The organism is Nonomuraea sp. NPDC049504, assembly GCF_040676845.1.
Classification (GTDB): Bacteria; Actinomycetota; Actinomycetes; order Streptosporangiales; family Streptosporangiaceae; genus Nonomuraea; species Nonomuraea salmonea.
Map to the genome: position 1 here is coordinate 1 of NZ_JBFAPT010000028.1, position 17,309 is coordinate 17,309.

22 protein-coding genes and 2 pseudogenes are annotated in these 17,309 nt (G+C 71.1%); 13 read left to right on the forward strand and 11 right to left on the reverse strand.

Annotated elements, in window-relative coordinates; all coding sequences use genetic code 11:
* Nucleotides 1-137: 137 nt before the first annotated feature.
* Nucleotides 138-275, reverse strand: coding sequence for a hypothetical protein (locus tag AB0K28_RS39980; RefSeq protein WP_364380612.1), 138 nt, complete (start codon nt 273-275; stop codon nt 138-140).
* 26 nt (nt 276-301) lie between these two features.
* On the reverse strand, nt 302-1,075 hold the full coding sequence (locus AB0K28_RS39985) for a fused MFS/spermidine synthase (RefSeq protein WP_364380615.1): 774 nt from the start codon (nt 1,073-1,075) through the stop codon (nt 302-304).
* A 564-nt stretch (nt 1,076-1,639) separates the two neighbouring features.
* Between AB0K28_RS39985 and AB0K28_RS39990 the strand changes: the two genes are divergently transcribed.
* The 4 genes from AB0K28_RS39990 to AB0K28_RS40005 are packed head-to-tail and all read left to right on the forward strand — an operon-like array spanning nt 1,640 to nt 5,039.
* Nucleotides 1,640-2,158 (forward strand): MauE/DoxX family redox-associated membrane protein, encoded by a 519-nt coding sequence (locus AB0K28_RS39990; protein WP_364380618.1) that lies wholly within the window; start codon nt 1,640-1,642, stop codon nt 2,156-2,158.
* A gap of 24 nt (nt 2,159-2,182) precedes the next feature.
* Nucleotides 2,183-2,755: a TlpA disulfide reductase family protein gene (locus AB0K28_RS39995; RefSeq protein ID WP_364380621.1), complete on the forward strand. Its 573-nt coding sequence runs from the start codon at nt 2,183-2,185 to the stop codon at nt 2,753-2,755.
* Nucleotides 2,755-4,593 (forward strand): ABC transporter ATP-binding protein, encoded by a 1,839-nt coding sequence (locus AB0K28_RS40000; protein WP_364380624.1) that lies wholly within the window; start codon nt 2,755-2,757, stop codon nt 4,591-4,593. The genes AB0K28_RS39995 and AB0K28_RS40000 overlap by 1 nt, the downstream gene beginning before the upstream one ends.
* Nucleotides 4,590-5,039 (forward strand): S26 family signal peptidase, encoded by a 450-nt coding sequence (locus AB0K28_RS40005; protein ID WP_364380627.1) that lies wholly within the window; start codon nt 4,590-4,592, stop codon nt 5,037-5,039. The genes AB0K28_RS40000 and AB0K28_RS40005 overlap by 4 nt, the downstream gene beginning before the upstream one ends.
* On the opposite strand, the gene AB0K28_RS40010 is transcribed toward AB0K28_RS40005, so the two are convergent.
* Nucleotides 5,040-5,558 (reverse strand): hypothetical protein, encoded by a 519-nt coding sequence (locus AB0K28_RS40010; RefSeq protein ID WP_345408840.1) that lies wholly within the window; start codon nt 5,556-5,558, stop codon nt 5,040-5,042.
* An 81-nt stretch (nt 5,559-5,639) separates the two neighbouring features.
* Here AB0K28_RS40010 and AB0K28_RS40015 point away from each other — a divergent pair, with 81 nt between their 5' ends.
* The 5 genes and pseudogenes from AB0K28_RS40015 to AB0K28_RS40035 all read left to right on the forward strand — a co-directional run.
* Entirely contained in the window at nt 5,640-5,975 is a 336-nt protein-coding gene (locus AB0K28_RS40015; protein ID WP_364380631.1) for a metalloregulator ArsR/SmtB family transcription factor, read from the forward strand.
* A gap of 9 nt (nt 5,976-5,984) precedes the next feature.
* On the forward strand, nt 5,985-7,214 hold the full coding sequence (locus AB0K28_RS40020) for a GNAT family N-acetyltransferase (RefSeq protein WP_364380634.1): 1,230 nt from the start codon (nt 5,985-5,987) through the stop codon (nt 7,212-7,214).
* 277 nt (nt 7,215-7,491) lie between these two features.
* The gene (locus AB0K28_RS40025; protein ID WP_364380923.1) at nt 7,492-7,599 is read left to right on the forward strand and encodes a hypothetical protein; all 108 of its coding nucleotides are present in this window, start codon (nt 7,492-7,494) and stop codon (nt 7,597-7,599) included.
* Nucleotides 7,560-7,661, forward strand: a pseudogene (locus AB0K28_RS40030) (hypothetical protein); the annotation flags it as partial. The gene AB0K28_RS40025 and the pseudogene AB0K28_RS40030, both read left to right, overlap by 40 nt.
* A pseudogene (locus AB0K28_RS40035) lies at nt 7,653-7,903 on the forward strand (heat-shock protein HtpX); the annotation flags it as partial. The pseudogenes AB0K28_RS40030 and AB0K28_RS40035, both read left to right, overlap by 9 nt.
* Here AB0K28_RS40035 and AB0K28_RS40040 read toward each other — a convergent pair.
* The 4 genes from AB0K28_RS40040 to AB0K28_RS40055 all read right to left on the reverse strand — a co-directional run bounded on the left by AB0K28_RS40040 (nt 7,900) and on the right by AB0K28_RS40055 (nt 11,520).
* Entirely contained in the window at nt 7,900-8,274 is a 375-nt protein-coding gene (locus AB0K28_RS40040) for a metalloregulator ArsR/SmtB family transcription factor (protein ID WP_364380637.1), read from the reverse strand. The pseudogene AB0K28_RS40035 and the gene AB0K28_RS40040 overlap by 4 nt on opposite strands.
* The gene (locus AB0K28_RS40045; protein WP_364380640.1) at nt 8,271-9,575 is read right to left on the reverse strand and encodes an MFS transporter; all 1,305 of its coding nucleotides are present in this window, start codon (nt 9,573-9,575) and stop codon (nt 8,271-8,273) included. Before AB0K28_RS40045 ends, AB0K28_RS40040 begins: the two co-directional genes overlap by 4 nt.
* 12 nt (nt 9,576-9,587) lie before the next feature.
* Nucleotides 9,588-10,976 carry an FAD-dependent oxidoreductase gene (locus AB0K28_RS40050; RefSeq protein WP_364380643.1) on the reverse strand — a complete coding sequence of 463 codons (1,389 nt, stop codon included), beginning with the start codon at nt 10,974-10,976 and terminating at the stop codon, nt 9,588-9,590.
* Nucleotides 10,977-11,064: 88 nt separating this feature from the next.
* Nucleotides 11,065-11,520, reverse strand: coding sequence for a hypothetical protein (locus tag AB0K28_RS40055; RefSeq protein WP_364380646.1), 456 nt, complete (start codon nt 11,518-11,520; stop codon nt 11,065-11,067).
* 98 nt (nt 11,521-11,618) lie between these two features.
* Here AB0K28_RS40055 and AB0K28_RS40060 point away from each other — a divergent pair, with 98 nt between their 5' ends.
* Complete coding sequence (locus tag AB0K28_RS40060) at nt 11,619-12,350, forward strand: class I SAM-dependent methyltransferase (protein WP_364380649.1); 732 nt, start codon at nt 11,619-11,621, stop codon at nt 12,348-12,350.
* Between the two features lie 201 nt (nt 12,351-12,551).
* On the forward strand, nt 12,552-13,007 hold the full coding sequence (locus tag AB0K28_RS40065; RefSeq protein ID WP_364380652.1) for a DoxX family protein: 456 nt from the start codon (nt 12,552-12,554) through the stop codon (nt 13,005-13,007).
* Between the two features lie 104 nt (nt 13,008-13,111).
* Here the strand turns inward: AB0K28_RS40065 and AB0K28_RS40070 are convergent, their stop codons facing one another.
* Both AB0K28_RS40070 and AB0K28_RS40075 read right to left on the reverse strand, forming a co-directional pair.
* The gene (locus AB0K28_RS40070) at nt 13,112-13,642 is read right to left on the reverse strand and encodes a DoxX family membrane protein (RefSeq protein ID WP_364380655.1); all 531 of its coding nucleotides are present in this window, start codon (nt 13,640-13,642) and stop codon (nt 13,112-13,114) included.
* 198 nt (nt 13,643-13,840) lie between these two features.
* Nucleotides 13,841-14,710: an aldo/keto reductase family oxidoreductase gene (locus AB0K28_RS40075; RefSeq protein WP_364380658.1), complete on the reverse strand. Its 870-nt coding sequence runs from the start codon at nt 14,708-14,710 to the stop codon at nt 13,841-13,843.
* A gap of 107 nt (nt 14,711-14,817) precedes the next feature.
* On the opposite strand from AB0K28_RS40075, the gene AB0K28_RS40080 reads away from it, so the two are divergent.
* Nucleotides 14,818-15,228, forward strand: coding sequence for a helix-turn-helix domain-containing protein (locus AB0K28_RS40080; protein ID WP_355415836.1), 411 nt, complete (start codon nt 14,818-14,820; stop codon nt 15,226-15,228).
* Here AB0K28_RS40080 and AB0K28_RS40085 read toward each other — a convergent pair.
* The gene (locus AB0K28_RS40085) at nt 15,161-16,330 is read right to left on the reverse strand and encodes an MFS transporter (protein WP_364380661.1); all 1,170 of its coding nucleotides are present in this window, start codon (nt 16,328-16,330) and stop codon (nt 15,161-15,163) included. The two genes, AB0K28_RS40080 and AB0K28_RS40085, sit on opposite strands and share 68 nt — an antisense overlap.
* Before the next feature lie 56 nt (nt 16,331-16,386).
* On the opposite strand from AB0K28_RS40085, the gene AB0K28_RS40090 reads away from it, so the two are divergent.
* Nucleotides 16,387-16,932, forward strand: coding sequence for a CGNR zinc finger domain-containing protein (locus AB0K28_RS40090; protein ID WP_364380664.1), 546 nt, complete (start codon nt 16,387-16,389; stop codon nt 16,930-16,932).
* Here the strand turns inward: AB0K28_RS40090 and AB0K28_RS40095 are convergent.
* The gene (locus AB0K28_RS40095) at nt 16,929-17,180 is read right to left on the reverse strand and encodes a hypothetical protein (protein ID WP_364380667.1); all 252 of its coding nucleotides are present in this window, start codon (nt 17,178-17,180) and stop codon (nt 16,929-16,931) included. The genes AB0K28_RS40090 and AB0K28_RS40095 overlap by 4 nt on opposite strands.
* Between the last annotated feature and the right edge of the window lie 129 nt (nt 17,181-17,309).

Below are 17,309 nucleotides of genomic sequence, written 5' to 3' on the forward strand. Positions count from 1 at the left end.
TCAAGACCGGCACCCTCTACGACGAGGCAACCGCCTGGTCGCGTCACACCGAGTCGCTTGCTGCTTGACAACTAAAGCTCCTGGGATGTCTTTCCTTACGGAGGTGGCCGGGTGCCGGTCGGCACCCGGCCAGCGGATCACGTGTTGTCGGGACGGTGGGGGCCGCGGTCGCGCGGGTACCAGTCGCGCTCGGCCGCGTTGTCGGAGGTCACGGCCGGAGCATCCACCGACGTGCTGGAGCGGATGAACTCGCGGGGGTCGGGCACTGATGTCATGATCATCTTTCCTTTCGTTGGGTTGATCACCGATCGGCAGTTGGCTTGAGGGGGAGCGCGGGCGGCGAGTCGACGGCGTCCGCGTCGGTCAGCGGACGGGCGTCGCCGGCGAAGCGGTCCAGCTCGGCGCCGCTGAGCAGCGGTGTCCCGGCCGGCGGGCCGCCCGCGACGACGAGGTTGCCGATCCTGTCGCCGCGCAGCACGTCGGGCTCGGCGAACAGGCGAACCTCGTCGAACACCGCCCTGAACGTCGCGACCTGGCGGCGGGCGAAGGCGAAGGGGACCGCGTCCAGGATGTTCAGCGCGTAGTGGCCGCCGGGCTTGAGCGCCGCCGCCACCGCGGTGAGGAACTCCAGGCTGGTGAGCCGCGCGGGGACGCCGGTCCTGATCAGCACGTCCGTGACGATGAGGTCGTAGGCGTGCGGGCGGGCGGACGTGACGGCGTCGCGGGCGTCCGCGATGCGGATGTCCAGGCCGGGCGGCGGCGGCAGCACCTCCGTGACCGTCTCCATCAGCGTGGCGTCCCGGTCCACGACCAGCTGGGACGAGCCAGAGCGGGTGGCGGAGACGTAGCGCGGGAGCGTGAGACCTCCGCCGCCCAGGTGCAGCGCCGTGATCGGCGTGCCGGGGGGCGCGGTGCCGTCCGCGATGGAGGCCAGCATCCGTACGTACGGCATTCTCAGACGGCGGGGGTCGGCGAGGTCCACATAGGACTGCGGGAAATGGTCGAGAATCAGCACCCACATATTCGGGCCGCCGGCGGCCGGCGTCAGGTCGACCGTGCCGAAATCGGTCGACACGGTGACCGCGCCTTCAGGTCCCTGATGAACGGTCATGGAGTAACGGACCTTTCTCGCGACCCGTCCTTCGACAGTATTGAGCTTAGGTCGGCGCGCGCATCCATTACAGGTCAGCGACAGGCCATTCACCGGACATTTCCCGCGATTGCCGGTCGCGCGGCGTTGACGGCAGGTCCCCGCGTCCGGCGAATGTCCGGCAGATACCCTCCGCACGCCCTTTGAACTCCTGACCTGCGCGTCGATACTCCTGAAGGAGAACGCACACAGGAAGGTGGAAACGGCATGAAAACTGCTTTAGCGTCGGTGGGCGACAGGCTGCTCACGCTGCTCGCGCCCAAGGCGGTCGCCAGTGCGGGAGCCTGTGAATACGAGAGGTTCTGCAGTTCCCCGCAATGCAAGATAGGGACCAACCTCTACCCGCGAACGCTGTACACCCTGTACAGCAACTGCGACATCGTCTCCTCAGGCTGCTGCACCACCTAGCGCCGCATCGACGATTCCGCTTGGTTCCGCGGCACGCGGGACCAAGCGGAATTCGTCCCGGACTTTTGTGGAGTCGGAACATTGCTGGCTTATGTAGGTTTCGGGTGCCGAGTGTTGCTCGCGGTGGTCTTCCTGGCCGCGGCGGTGAGCAAGGTGCGCGGCCGGCGCGATCGGGCCGCCTTCCGGACGTCTCTGGGGGCGTTCGGCGTCAAAGCCCGGTTCAGGCCCGCCGTGGCCGCGGCGGTGATCGCCGGCGAGCTGGCCACAGCGGCGCTGCTGGCGGCCGACGTCACCGCGCTCGCGGGGCTGGCTCTCGGCGCGGCGCTGCTGATCGCCTTCACGGTGGCGATCGGCTCGGTGCTGCGGCGGGGAGCGCCGGTGAGCTGCCGGTGTTTCGGCTCCTCGACGCAGCCGCTGGGCCGTCGGCACCTCATGCGCAACGCGCTCCTGCTGCTGGTCGCGGCGGCGGGCGTCACGGGGACCGCGCCGGCCGTGGGGTGGAACCCGGGGGCGCTGCTGGTGGCCGGGTTCATGGCGGTGATCGTGGCCGCTCTTGTCATCTCTTATGACGATCTCGTGTCGGCGGTCCTCCCCCGCTGACGCTTTCCGAAGGAGAGTGGGTCGATGGATGTGGTGCTGATCGCCGCGGTCGTCGTGGTCGGCGTGCTGGGCGGGCTGAACCTGCTGCTGATGCTCGCCGTGCTGCGGCGGCTGCGCGAGTACGACGACACATGGGCTCGGTCGGGCATGGACAACCTCGCCCAGCGCAGGTTCCTCCCCGACGCGGGCACGCGGGTCGCCGACTTCACCGTCACCACGCTGGACGGCGCCGAGATCGCCTTGCGCGACCCGGCCGGGGTGAGCGGGGTGGACGGTCCGCTGCTGGTCGCGTTCTTCGCCACCGGCTGCCCGGCGTGTCACGACGAGCTGCCGCGTTTCGTCCAGTACGCCGCCACCGCGCCGGGCGGCCGCGAACGGCACCTGGCGGTGGTCTCCGGGGCGCCCGACGAGGTCGCGGACGTCGTCGAGGCCGTCTCGCCGGTGGCCCGCGTGGTGGTGGAGCCGGACGAGGGCCCCGTGACGACGGCATTCGGCGTACGGCGCTGGCCCTTGTTCGTCCTGCTCGGGCAGGACGGCACGATCCTCGCCGGCGTCGGCGGCGTCTCCGCTCTCGAGCGGCAGGCCGTCTCGGTGTGATGCGCGCTCCCGAGGAGGATGAGTCCGGCTGGCGGGAACGCTGCGTGACCGCGCTCGGCCTGGCCTGGCGGGCCAGGCCGGCGCTGCTCGCCGCGCAGCTGGCCGGGGCGCTGGTCATGGGCGCGACGCCGGTCGCGGTCGCGTGGCTGACCAAGCAGATCCTGGACGAGCTGCTGGGACGGCGGCAGCCGATCGGCTGGCTGGTCGGGCAGAGCGCGCTGCTGGCCGGGCTCGGGCTGGTCGCGGCGGCCCTGCCGCATCTCTTCCAGTACGTCGACGCCGAGATGGGCCGCTCGATCCGGCTGCACAGCCGCGACCGGCTGTACACGGCGCTGTCGCGGCTGGCCGGGCTGTCCAGGTTCGAGAACCCGGCCTTCCACGACCGGATCCGGCTGGCCCAGCAGGCCGGCGAGATCTCACCTCAGACGATGCTCGACGCCTCGCTGGGGGGCGTGCGGACGGTGGTCACCATGCTCGGGTTCACCGGGTCGCTGCTGGCGGTCAGCCCGGTCATGGCGGCTGTGGTGCTGGTCTCGGCCGTGCCGGTGGTCGCCGCCGAGCTGAGCCTGAGCGCCAGGCGGAGCCGGCTGATGTGGACGGTCAGCCCGCACGAGCGGCGGCAGGTGTTCTACTCGCAGCTGATGATCGACCGTACGGCCGCGAAGGAGATCCGGCTGTTCGGCCTGGCCGGCTTCGTCCGCTCGCGGATGCTGCACGAGCTGCGCCAGGTGAACGCCGCACAGCGGCGGCTGGACCGGCGGGTGTGCCACACCCAGTTCGCGCTGGCCGCCCTGACCGCCACCGTCGCCGGGGTCGGCCTGGTCTGGGGCATCCTGCAGGCCCGCGCCGGCCTGCTGACCCCGGGCGACGTGATCGTCTTCATCGCGGCCGTGGCCGGCGTACAGACCGGCCTGTCCGGGCTCGTCTCCCAGCTCGCCTCAGGACACCAGGCGCTCCTGCAGTTCGCGCACTACCTCGCCGTCCTCAACGCCGAACCGGACCTGCCCGCCCCGGCCCTCCCCACCGCCGCGCTCCCGTTGCAGAGCGCGATCGAGCTGCGCGACGTCTGGTTCCGCTACGACCCCGACAAGCCCTGGGTGCTCCGCGGCGTGAGCCTGCGCATCCCGGCCGGCTCCCTGCTGGCCCTGGTCGGCGTGAACGGCGCCGGCAAGAGCACCCTGGTCAAGCTCCTGTGCCGCCTGTACGAGCCAACCCGCGGCTCGATCACCTGGGACGGAGTCGACATCCGCCACATCCCCGTCGCCGACCTGCGCGAACGCATCGGCACCGTCTTCCAGGACCACATGAACTACGACTTCACCGCCGCCGACAACATCGGCATCGGCGACCTGCCCGCCCTGCACGACCGAGACAGGATCCGCACCGCCGCGACCGCCGCCGAGGTCGACGCCACCGTCACCGCGCTCCCCCACGGCTACGACACCCTGCTGAGCCGCATGTTCTTCATGAACGCCGACTCCGACGACGCCACCACGGGCGTGACCCTGTCCGGCGGCCAGTGGCAGCGCATCGCCCTCGCCCGCGGCCTCATGCGCGGCCGCCGCGACCTGCTCATCCTCGACGAACCCAGCTCCGGCCTGGACGCCGAGGCCGAGCACACCATCCACCGCCGCCTGGCCGAACACCGCCACGGCACCACCAGCGTCATCATCACCCACCGCCTCAATGGGGTCCGCATGGCCGACCACATCGCCGTCCTCGACGACGGCCGCATCACCGAGCAAGGCACGCATGAGGAGCTGATGGCGTACGACGGCACGTACGCCCGCCTTTTCCGCATGCAGGCCTCCGGCTACCAGCCGGACCCGATCCCATGATTCCCCTGAGTCTGCTGACCGCCCTGGTCCTGACGATCATCCTTGTCCGCCGCACCGTCGTGATCGTCACCGTCTCCGGCACCAGCATGACCCCGACCCTGCGCCCTGGTGAAAAGCTCCTGGTCCGCAGATGCGAGCTCACCGCGCTGAAGGTCGGCGACATAGTGGTCCTGGGGCCCCCGCGCATCCCCGTCTCCCCAGAGGTCACAGCCCTGGCCCCGTTGCCCGCGCGAACGAGATGGCAGGTGAAACGCGTAGCCGCCCTCCCCGGCGACCCGATTCCCGAACCGGCGAGAAAAGCATCCGGCACACTGCGAACCGTCCCGGACGGCACCCTGATCGTGCTGGGCGACAACAAGGCCAGCCACGACTCCCGCCTCGCCGGCCCCTACCCCGCCACCCACCTCCTCGGCCGCACCCTCAGGAAACTCTCCACCCCCATCTGACTACTCGTCGGCGTAAGGCGTGAAGAGCGTGTCGCGTCGCATCCAGGACTCGGTGAGCAGCTCGCTGTGCAGCTCACCCTGGACGATGCCCAGGAGGAGGCCGGTGGTGGGCAGGTCGTATCGCTCCCATAGGTCTCCGTTGCGGTCCGAGATCCGGATCGCGTACGCCTGGGGTGAGATCTGCCAATAGAGCGTGACGCCTGTGCCGGTCGAGGCCCAGGGCAGCAGCCTGTCACCAGGGGCGAGATCGTCGGGGCGTCCCACGACCTCGTCCTCGAACAGGTCCTGGAGTTGTTCCCATTCCAGCGTCGATCGCTCCAGGTCGACGTGCTTGGGGCCTGCGGGCACGTGGAGTCTCAAGAAGCCCAGCCAGAGACCGCCTCCGCCTGCGTCGAGAAGCTCGCGGTAGTCGTGCGGTACGGCGGTTCCGAGCCGGTGCGTGACCCGTTCCCAGTCGTACGGCACGGGTGGTGCGGTGAGACGTGCCCTTTCGATCAGCTGCTGAGCTGCGGTTGCCATGTCGGGTGTGCCCTCAGGATCGCCGGTGTGCCTTCAGAGCCTATTGCCAGGCCCCCGTTCATCGAATATCGTCGATTGTCGATGAAGGAAGAGACGGGGCCGCTGCCGCGTGCGGAGGCCGAGGAGTATGCGAGCTGGTTCAAGGCGCTGGCCGACGCGACCCGGATTCAGATCGTGTCGTTGCTGGCCAGGCGGCGTGAGCCGATGAGCGTGGGCGAGATCGTGGCCGCCTCCGGGGTGGGGCAGTCCACGGTGTCGCATCACCTGAAGATCCTGGCCGAGGTGCGGTTCGTCCTGGTGGAGCGGCAAGGGACGTCCAGCCTGTACCGGATCAACGAGAACTGCGTGAGCTGTTTCCCCACCGCCGCCGACGTGGTGATGGGCAATCCGGTGCCGGCCGCGCCGACCTGTGAATGAGGAGATCTCATGGCGTCCGACGAGATCATCGACCACTACTCCGCCCTGGCCCGCAGCGCGCTTCATGGGCAGCGCATCACCGACTGCGATCCCGTCGCCTTCACCGGTGGCGGTTTAGGGCCCGCCGGTTACGACGACACCACCACGCTCCCTGACGGGGCGCTTCGCGCCAGCCTGGGGTGTGGCAACCCGGTCGCCGTCGCGGAGCTACGTGCCGGTGAGACGGTGCTCGACCTGGGCTCCGGTGGTGGCATCGACGTGCTGCTGTCGGCGCGCCGCGTCGGCCCGTACGGCACCGTCTTCGGCCTGGACGCCAGCCCCGCCATGGTGGAGCTGGCGCGGCGCAACGCCGAGCAGGCGGGCGTCACCAACGTACGGTTCCTGCAGGGGACGATCGAGGCGATCCCGCTGCCCGGCCACGCGGTGGACGTGGTCATCTCCAACTGTGTGATCAACCTGTCCGGCGACAAGGCGGCGGTGCTGGCCGAGGCGTTCCGGGTGCTGCGGCCGGGCGGCCGGTTCGGCGTCAGCGACGTCGTCACCACGCAGGTGCTCGACGAGCAGGCGCGGCAGCGGGCCGAGGAGCGCATCGGGTGTGTCGCCGGATCGCTCACGGTGCAGGAGTATCGGGAGCTGCTCGTCGAAGCCGGCTTCGTCGCCGTCACGGTCACGTTGACCGCCGATCACGGCGATGGGGTGCACTCGGCGATCGTCCAGGCCGTGAAGCCCGCCATCGGGCCCGGCCTGGAGATCCGGCCGATGCGCGAGAGCGACGCCGCGGAGGTGCTGGCGATCTACCAGGCCGGGCTGGACACCGGCCAGGCCAGCTTCGAGACCGTCGCGCCCAGCTGGGAAGGGTTCACCGCGAGCAGGTTGCCGCGCCTTCGGTACGTGGCCGTGGACACCGATTCGGGCGAGGTGCTCGGCTGGGTGGCGGCCTCGCAGGTCTCGGCGCGGAGCGTCTATGCCGGGGTGGTCGAGCACAGCGTCTATGTCCACCCCGGCTGCCAGGCTCACGGCATCGGCCGCGCCCTGTTGACGGCGTTCGTCGCCGCGTGCGAGGACGCCGGGGTGTGGACGATCCAGTCCGGCATCTTCCCCGAGAACACGGCCAGCCTGGCCCTCCATCAGGCGGTCGGTTTCCGCATGGTCGGGACCCGCGAGCGCGTCGGCTGTCACCACGGGGTGTGGCGGGAGGTGGTGATGGTGGAGCGGCGCAGCCCGGTGGTCGGCACCTGACCGACGCGGCGACATCGGCCCCGCCGTACGGCGGGGCCTTCGCCGTTTCCGGTTCCCCTCCCTCCGCCCCGCCTGTTCAGACTGGATTCGATGTATGTCAATATAGACGCACATCGATTTCAGTGACGGTCCAGAGGGAGGGCGTGTGGAAGTCCTGCAGATCTTGGAGTGCAGCCCGCCGCTGACCCGCGAGCCGCTCGACGCCGAACAGGCCGCGGCGGTAGCCCGGGTGTTCAAGGCGCTGGGTGATCCGGTGCGGCTGCGCATCCTGTCGATCGTGGCCAGCCGCGCGGGCGGTGAGGTGTGCGTGTGCGACATCACCGACGCGTTCGAGCTGTCCCAGCCGCCTTGCTGCTGCTCAACTGGGTGCTCGGCCCGGCGCTGATGTTCGCCCTGGCCTGGAGCTTCCTGCCCGAGTACCGCACCGGCCTGATCATCGTCGGGCTCGACATCACCGCCGCCCACCCCAAGGTCCTCACGGCCGACGCGGTCGAGACCTCCGACGTGGTCATCACCATGGGTTGCGGCGACGCCTGCCCGATCTTCCCCGGCAAACGCTACGAGGACTGGAAACTCGACGACCCGGCCCCGGGCAGGACATCGAAGCCGTCCGTGCCATCCGCGATGACATCCGATCCCAGGTCGTCAGGCTGCTCCGCGAGCTGCTGCGCGACGGCAGGGGCGGTTAGCGGTCGGCCAGCGGGGCGAACAGTGCGCCCAGCCGGTTCACTGCCTCGGGGATGATCCAGTAGTAGACCCAGGTGCCGCGCCGCTCACTGCCGATCAGTCCGGCGGTGCGCAGCACCTTGAGGTGGTGACTGATGGTGGGCGCGGTCAGGTCGAAGGCGTCGGTCAGGTCGCACACGCACGCCTCGCCGCCGGCGTGAGAGCCGATCATGGACAGCAGCCGCAGGCGTACCGGGTCGGCCACCGCCTTGAGCAGCACGGCCAGCTCGGCGGCTTCGCCTTCGCCGAGCGGCTCGCGGGCGATCGGCGCGCAGCACGCCCCATCCTGCGCGCCCTGGCCGGCCTGGACGAGGGGCAGCGTGGTGGTGGTCATGCGGGGGCCTCCGGACCTGACGGGTGCTTCGACGTTCGTCTAAATGATAGTCGGTGGTAGCCGGTGAGTGCGGCTGCGGCGATCAGACAGGTGAAGGTGACGGCGGCCATGACCCAGCCGTAGCCGGCGGCACCGGCCAGGACCAGGGCGGCGGCCAGGCTGACGGCTTTGGCCACGGTGGACGGCAGAGCCAGGCGGCCGGACAGGCTGGCGTACGCGGTGGTGCCGTAGCTTTCCGTCAGCAGGTGCGGCTTGGTGATGGTACCCACGCCGAAGCCGAGCCCGAACAGCAGCACGGCGGCGATCGCCCCCGCGATGGTGGCGCCGATGAACGGCAGTGCGGCCGCGGCCACGGCCTGCAGGGCGAAGATGGTGGCGGCGATCAGGGCGGCCGGCAGGCGGCGCTGCAGGCCGGTGGTGATCAGCCGGCCGGTGACCGACAGCAGGCCGAGCAGCCCGGCCACACTCGCGGCCAGCAGCGGCGGGTGGCCAAGGTGGATCAGGTAGGTGATGAGCAGGACCGAGATGGTGGCCACACCGGTGCTGTGCAGGGTGAAGGCGGCGGCCAGCAACCAGAAGGCCGCCTGGCGGGTGGCGCTGCGCACCAGCGCCACCCGTTCGTCCGCGCCGCCGCCCGCCGGGGCGCAGGCCGATGACGCCGGGACGGGCCGGCGTGCGGCCAGGGCGTGCAGCGGGATGGCCGCCGCGCCGTACACCAGGGCCAGGATGATCAGAGCCTGGCGCCAGCCGTGCGCCTGGGTCAAGACGCCGGTCAGCGGCATGAAGACGGAGGAGGCGAAGCCGGCCACCACGGTGATCGCGAGCAGTGCCGTGGCCCGGGCGGGAGCGGCGAAGCGGGCGACGACGACGGCGAAGGCCGCCTCGTACAGCGCCATGGCCGAGGCGAGGCCGATGAGGACGAACACCACGTACAGCTGCGCCACGCTCTGCACCTGTGACCAGGCCAGCAAGGCCACGGTGCCGAGCACCGAGCCGGCCGTCATCAGTCCCCGCCCGCCGCGCACGTCCAGCCACCGGCCCGTCACCGGCGCGGCCAGCGCCGCGACGAGCACCGAGGTCGTCAGCGCCAGTGAGACGCGGGAGGCGTCGGCGCCCAGGTCGCGGCTCATCGGGGTGAGCAGCACCGAGAAGCTGTAGTACAGCACGCCGAAGCCGATGGTCTGGGTGACGGCCAACGCCGCCACCAGCCGCCAGTCCTTGAGGGAAGGGCGGCCGGGGACGGAGTCGGGGCCGCTCCCGCCGCCGGTCGAGGCGGCGGTGATCGGATCGGGGGCGGGCATCGAATCTCCAGGTCAGCCGCAGCAGCCGCCCTGGGACGCCCCGACCAGGGGCAGCGGAGTGCTCAGGAGACCGCCGCCGATCCCGGTGGCCAGGCCGACCCGCTGCTCTTGGGCCTCGGCGAGGTTGGAGGAGCAGACGCCGGTTTCGGGCAGGTCGAGCTGGACGTCCCGTGCCGCCTCCCAGTCGCCGGCCAGCGCGGCGGCCACCGAGCGGGCCTGCTCGTAGCCGGTGGCCAGCAGGAACGTGGGGGCGCGGCCGTAGCTCTTGACGCCGATCGCGTAGTAGCCGTCCTCGGGGTGGGCGAGCTCGTCGGCGCCGTGCGGCGGGACGGTGCCGCAGGAGTGCGCGTTGGGGTCGATCAGCGGGGCGAGGGCGCGGGTGGAGCCGAGGATCGGGTCGAGGTCCAGGCGCAGTTCGCCGGCGATGGTGTGATCGGGACGGTAACCGGTGGCGGCCACGATGCGGTCGGCGGTGACGATCTGCTCGTGGCCTGAGGAGTCGCGGCTGAGCACGCGTACCTGGTCGCCGTCCCGTTCGACGGCGTGGGTGAAGAAGCCGGTCACCAGGCGGATGCGGCCGCTCTCGACGTGGGCGTGCAGGCGGGTGCCGAGCGCTCCCCGCGCGGGCAGGGCGTCCGCGTCGCCGCCTCCGTACGTACGGGCGGCGCTGCCGGCGCGGATCGCCCACGTGATCGGGGTGTCCTCCAGCTGGGCCAGCGCGAGCAGCGTGGTGGCCGCCGAGTGGCCGGCTCCGATCACCAGGACGTGCCTGCCCGCGTACCGGTCGCGGTCGGCGCCGAGGACGTCGGGCAGGGCGTGGTCGATCAGGTCACCGGCGTCGGCTTCGCCGTGGGCGGGCAAGCCGGAGGCGCCGAGCACGTTCGGGGTGGCGTAGGTGCCGGAGGCGTCGATGACGGCACGGGCGTGCAGCTCGCTCCCGTCGGCCAGGCGGATCAGGAACGGCGCCTGCTCACGTCCCGCCGTACGGACGCGGTCGTAGCCGAGCCTGCTGATCGCCGTCACTTTCGCCCCGGTACGCACCCGCTCACCGAACAGCTTGGCCAGCGGCGACAGGTAGTCGTCGATCAGCTCGGCACCGGTGGGCAGCCACTCGGAGTCCGGCGCGCTCCAGCCGTCGGCCTCCAGGAGGCGGCGGGCGGCGGGGTCGATGTCGTACTTCCAGGGGCTGAACACCCGTACGTGCCCCCACTGCGCGATCGACGCCGCCGCCCGCTCCCCCGCTTCCAGCACCACGAAGTCGAGCCCGCGCTCGGCGAGGTGGGCCGCGGCGGCCATCCCGATCGGGCCGGCGCCGATGACCACGACGGGCAGGCCGTCGGGTCGTGCGGCCTGGCGGCTGGGCTCCAGCTCGACGGCGGTGGGACCGCAGCATCCAGTCATGGCACTTCTCCTTGCTTCGATGTCCGTCTAAGTAATGTCATCAGCAGGATGCCCGAGGACTTAGATGGATGTCAAATTCGACCCTCATCTAATCAACCGGCGTGCGGAGGCCGCGGCGCTGGCGCGGGCGCCCATCACCCGCCAACGCACCCATCTCGGCGAGGTACGGCAGGTCCGGCCGGTATCCGGTGGCCAGCAGCACCGCATCGACGCGCTCGCGCCGGCCATCGGGCCAGACCGCTTGATCGCCCTCCAGCCGCGTGAACATCGCCCGCCACGCGTAGCGCCCCTCGCGCAGCGCCCGGCGGTAGCGGCCGTCATCGAGCACGGGCGACGGCGGCGGGGCCTCCGCGCGGGCCGGCGGCAGCCGCTCGAACCCGGTCACGCGGAACCAGAAGTGCAGGTCACGGCCCAGCGGGCACTGCTCGACAAAGCGGATCGGCGTGCGGCCGACCAGCGTCACCCGGCGTCCGGCGGCCAGCTCGTACGCGATCTGGACCGCGGAGTTGCCCGTCCCGACCACGACGACGTGCCCACCGTCCAACCGGGGACATGCCCGCCGCCCACGACACGTTCGCCGGCCCGGCCTCGGCAGGGGCGCTCCAGGTGGTTCTGACGCGCGGAAGCGGGCACGGTCAAGGCATGCCGGAGGACAGCTTCGACGAACGGATCGCGGCGACGTACGAGGCGAAGTGGCCGGAGCTGTTCGACCCGGCGGTGATCGAACCGGCGGTGAGCTTCCTGGCCGGGCTGGGCGGCGCCGCGCTCGAGTTCGGCGTCGGCACAGGGCGCATCGCGCTGCCGCTGGCGCGGCGCGGGGTCCGCGTCGAGGGGATCGACCTGTCGGCCGCGATGATCGCGCGGCTGCGCGCCGAGCCGGGCGCCGCCGCGGTCCGTACGACGGTCGGCGACTTCGCCACCACCAGGCTGGACGCGACCTTCACGCTGGTCTACCTGGTACGCAACACGATCACGAACCTGACCACCCAGGACGAACAGGTCGAGTGCTTCCGCAACGCGGCGGCCCACCTCGAACCCGGCGGTCGTTTCGTCATCGAGAACTACGTCCCTGAGCTGCGCCGGCTGCCGCCGGGCGAGACCGTCCACGCCTTCGCCGTGGGCCAGGAGCACCTCGGGTTCGAGGAGTACGACGTCGCGTCGCAGATCGCGACCTCCCACCACTACTGGCTGGCGGACGGCCGGATGGAGACCTTCTCCTCGCGGCACCGGTACGTGTGGCCGTCCGAGCTGGACCTCATGGCGCGGATCGCCGGGATGCGCCTGGAGGAGCGCTGGGCCGGCTGGACGCGCACGCCCTTCACCGGCGAGAGCAGGAGCCACGTGTCGGTCTGGCGGAAGGCGGACGGACGGTGAAATTTTCAACTATCCGAAATTTTCACCCGCTCGGCGTCGGACCAAGTGAGCGCGGCGTTTCGCGCCCATCCGGCCGGACCCCCTGACTGACCACAGTTGACAGGGCAACGGCACATTCTTGACTCTTTTGGGAGCGCTCCCACGTCTTTCATCTCCGGTTCTGGAGATGACACCAGTCAGCACGTTGAGGAAGGACGCTCTATGGAAGCACTGGTCAACCGGCAGCAGGATCTTTTCCTGGCCCTCTATCGCATCGTGCTGGGACTGCTGTTCGCCTGCCACGGCGCGGCCACACTGTTCGGTGTTCTCGGCGGCCCGCAGGGCGAGGCGCCGGCCTTCGCCGAGTGGCCGGGCTGGTGGGCGGCCCTCATCGAGCTCGTCGCCGGAGGCATGGTCCTGCTCGGGGTGGCCGCGCGCGCCGCCGCCGTCATCTGCTCGGGCACCATGGCGTACGCGTACTTCGTCGTGCACCAGCCGCAGGCGTTGTTCCCGATCGAGAACGGCGGCGAGAAGGCCGCCCTGTTCTGCTGGGGTTTCCTGCTGATCGCGGTGCTCGGTCCCGGCCGCTGGGCGCTGTCCCTGCTGCGCGCCCCGCAGGCGTCGCTGGCGTCCCCTCAGCCCGACCAGCCCAGCACCGGCCTGCCACGGCCATCCTGACCTGCGGTGACGCGCTCGCCATCCGGCCTGTCGCGGCGGAGGCCGTTGGCCCACAACGGAACGCCCGCCCCGTGGTGCCGGGGGCGGGCGTGTCCCGGTGCGCACTACTTCAGCCAGGCGTGGCGCCGCACGATCGGCAGGCCACCGAGTCCGAGGGTGGTGCCGGCGCCGGCCATAGCCAGGCCGATCAGGACGATGGAGTAGACGATGTGGTCGTCCATGAAGGGGTTGTTGGCCAGGGGCAGCTCGGCCGCCCACATCAGGGCCAGCATGAACGTGCCGGCGAGGGCGGCGAGCCTGGTGGCGATGCCGAGGATCAGCGCCAGGCCGATGCCGAGCAGGCCGGCCATGAACAGCCAGTCCACCCACGCCTGTCCCGCTAACGCGGAGAAGAACCCGCCGAGCGCGTTCTCACCGGTGCCCTTGAGGAACCCGGTCGTCGGGCTGCCGCCCGCGATCCAGGCCCGGTCCGACGGGGTGGCGAAGCCCCATCCGAACGTCTTGTCCAGGAACGCCCACAGGAAGATCCAGCCGATCGCGATCCGGGCGGCTGCCCAGACGTAGTCGACCGGACGGCGTCCCTCAGTGACGGTCGCGCCCGCCTGCCCGGCGGACCTGTCGATCGTGGCGGCCATGACGGCCCCTTTCCTCGGTGGTGTGTCTCGCGCTCTCATCACACCGGGAAGGGGCCCGTCCGAGGCAGTGCCGTACGGCCGTCGTACGAAGGACCTTGGTCCTGGGCCGGTCGCGCAGGAAGCGTGCCGGCCTTCGGCTGCAGGAGGCCGGGTCGGTGGGCCGGGGGGCGCGGTGGGCCGGCAGCCGGCGCCGTCGCGTCAACGCTGACCGGCGATGGTGTCCAGCTCGGCCAGGTCCTCGGGTGAGAGGGAGAGGGCGGCGCCGGTGATGTTCTCGCGCAGGTGGGTCACCGATGAGGTGCCGGGGATCAGGAGGATGTTCGGGGAGCGCTGGAGGAGCCAGGCCAGGGCCACGGACATCGGGGTCGATCCCAACCGCGAGGCGACGGCCGAGAGGGCTGAGGACTGGAGCGGGGTGAAGCCGCCCAAGGGGAAGAAGGGGACGTACGCGATGCCTTCTGCGGCGAGGCGGTCGATGAGCTTGTCGTCGTGGCGGTGGGCGAGGTTGTACAGATTCTGCACGCACACGATCGGCGCGATGCTCTGCGCCTCGGCGACCTGCTCCTCGGTGGCGTTGCTGACCCCGAGGTGGCGGATCAGGCCCTCCTGCTGGAGTTCGACCAGCGTTCCGTACGCCTCCGCGAGCGAGCCGGGCTGGGGGCCTTCGGCGTCGCCGAGACGGAGGTTGACCAGGTCGAGGACGTCGAGCCCCAGGGACGTGAGGTTGTCGTGGACCTGGCGGCGCAGGTCCTCGGGGCGCCGGGCGGGCGGCCAGCCGCCCTGCTCGTCGCGGGTCGCGCCCACCTTGGTCGCGAGGTGCAGCGACTCGGGGTAGGGGTGCAGGGCCTCGCGGATCAGTTCGTTGGTGATGCGCGGGCCGTAGGCGTCGCTGGTGTCGATGTGGGTGATGCCGTTGTCGGCCGCTTCCCGCAGGACGGCCAGGGCGCCCTCGCGGTCGGCGGGCGGGCCCATGACCCACGGGCCGGCCAGTTGCATGGCGCCGTACCCGAATCGGGTGACGGTCAGGTCTCCCAGGGTCCAGGTGCCGCCGGGAAGGGATGTGCTCATTGGGGTTCCTTTCGTTGTCGCTCTGCATCAGTATTGGGAAGCAACTTCCTTCCGGGAAGTAGGCACTCCGAAGTGCGTAACTCACCCACGGGCGAGAGGTGTGAGCGGTGGCGACGATGAAGGCGGCCCAGCAGCGGGCTCAGGCCAAGGTGGAGTACAACGCGTTCCTGGCGGGGTGTCCCAGCCGGCAACTGCTCGACCGCATCTCAGACAAGTGGGTCGTCCTGATCCTGTGCGCGCTGGGCGGCGGCGAGGAGGGGCCGAGAGCGATGCGGTACTCGGAGATCTCCCGGATGCTGGCCGGGGTCAGCCAGAAGATGCTGACCCAGACGCTGCGGTCGCTGGAGCGTGACGGGTTGCTGACCCGTACCGTGACGCCGACCGTCCCCGTCACCGTCTCCTACGAGCTGACCGGCCTCGGCCTCTCCCTCCACGACCTGACGCGCGGGCTCAGGAGCTGGGCGCAGACGCACATGAGCGAGGTCCTCGCGAACCGCGAGGACTACGACTCCAGGTGAGGGCCGCGAGCGCCGCCAGGGTGGCGGCCAGGATGAGGGCGGCCATGAGCGACCAGGTGGCGAGCGGGCCCGCGATCGCCGCGCCCAGGGCGAAGCCGGTGATCTTCAGGCTGGCTCCGGTGGTGAAGATCTGGCTGCGCAGCCGCTCAGGGGCTTCGCGGTGGCGGATCGCGAACAGGGCGGTGAGCTGGGGGCCCTGGCCGATGCCGAGCAGCAGCATGGCGGCGACGAGCACGGCCGCGTGATCGACGGCGGCCAGGGCGAAGGCGGCGGCCTGCAGCAGGGCGCTCGCCCAGACGACGGTGCCGGGGGAACGCGGCCGCCGGGCGAGTACGGCGTTGGCGGCCAGGGCTCCGGCGGCCGCGCACGACAGCAGCAGCGCCCCACGGTCGGCGTCGCCCAGCACGCGTAGGCCGAGCAGGGGAAGGCAGCCCACCAGCATGCCTTCGGCCGTGCAGCAGATGACCGAGACCAGGGTCGCCCGGAACAACGGCCGGTTCGCGATCATGACCCGCGCTCCGGCGAGCAGGGAGCCCGCTTCCCGTGACGGTGGACGGGCGGGCAGCGTCCACGCGCTGGGCACCGCGAAGCCGATGAGCGCCACGGCGACCACCACGGCCGTCGGTGCTCCGAGCAGCTCGGCCACTCCCCCGGCCAGCGCGGGACCGGCCAGGCTCGCCACGCTGAAGGTCATCGCGTCGAACGCGTTGGCCCTGGGCAGCTTTGCGGGCGGCACCACGCGGGGCAGCTGGGCCGTCCAGCCGCCCGACAGCGCAGGACCGAGCAGCCCGGTGCACAGCGCGATCACCACGCTGATCGCGATCGGCAGATGCCCGAGTCCCATGAGGATCGCGCCGAGGCCCGCCGCGTACAGCGCAAGAGCGCAGGCCAGCAGCCGGCCCGGCCGCGCCGCACGGTCGAGCAGCACCCCGAGCAGCGGGCCGCCGACCGCCGCCGCGGCGGTGATCCCCGCGAGCAGCGACGCGGCGTCGGTGGCCGAGCCGGTGACGGCGAATCCGGCCAGCATCAGGGCGGGCCCGGACATCTCGTCGCCTGCGCGGGCGGCCACCGCCCCGGCCAGGTAGGACCTGATGGAATACACCCGCGCGACCCTAGCGAGGTAACGCAAAACATAGCAATATGCGTTACATTGCCAGGATGTCGCACACCGACGACTGGTCCACCCGGCATTCCGTGCTGACCATGGCCCGGCGCACCGCCGCCCTCGTCAACGCCCTCACCGACGACGCCTCCCCGGAAGCCATCGGCGAGCTGCTGCGCGCGTACGGCGAGCTGGACCCCATCGAGGTGACCGAGCAGGACGTCGCCGCCATGCGGACGGCCGCCGCCCTGCTACGCGACGTCTTCGCCGCCACCGACGCCGACGCCGCCGCCACGGCGCTCAACCGCCTCCTGCGCGAGCACACCGGCCCGCTGCGCCTGACCTCGCACGGCGGCACCACACCCTGGCATCCGCACCTCGACCGCGACGACGACGGCCCCCTGGGCGAATGGTTCCTCACCTCGTCCTGCATGGCGCTGACCGTGCTCGTCTGGGACCGCCAGCGACCGCCCGGCAAGGTCTGCGCCGCGACCGGCTGCCGGAACGTGTTCATCGCCCAGGGCAGCGGCCAGGAACGCCACTACTGCTCCCGCCGCTGCGCCACCCGCGAACGGGTCAGGGCCCATCGGGCCGGACGCTAGGAGCGCCGCAGGTCGCAGGCGGCCCTGGCGTGCTCAGCCGCGACCTCGCCGTCCTCCAGGATCTCGACGCAGAACGCGGTGACGAGCGAGTTGCAGGCGTCGATCCTGGCCTGGGTCGTCGGGTAGCCGTGACTGTTGAGGTAGGCGAGGCAGTCCTGCGGCGACTGCGCCGAGGCGACGGCCGGCAGGGCGAAGATGGTCAGGGCGAACAGCCCCACGACGAAGGCGGCTTTCTGCAGAGCACGCATCACGGATCGGGCCCCTTTCTGCGAACGGAGACTCGTCCGATTCTCAAACGGCGGCAGCGGCCGGACCAGGGCGCCGGCCGGACATTCACCGGGCACGCTCAGGCGGGCAGGGCGTCTCCGGGGAAGCCG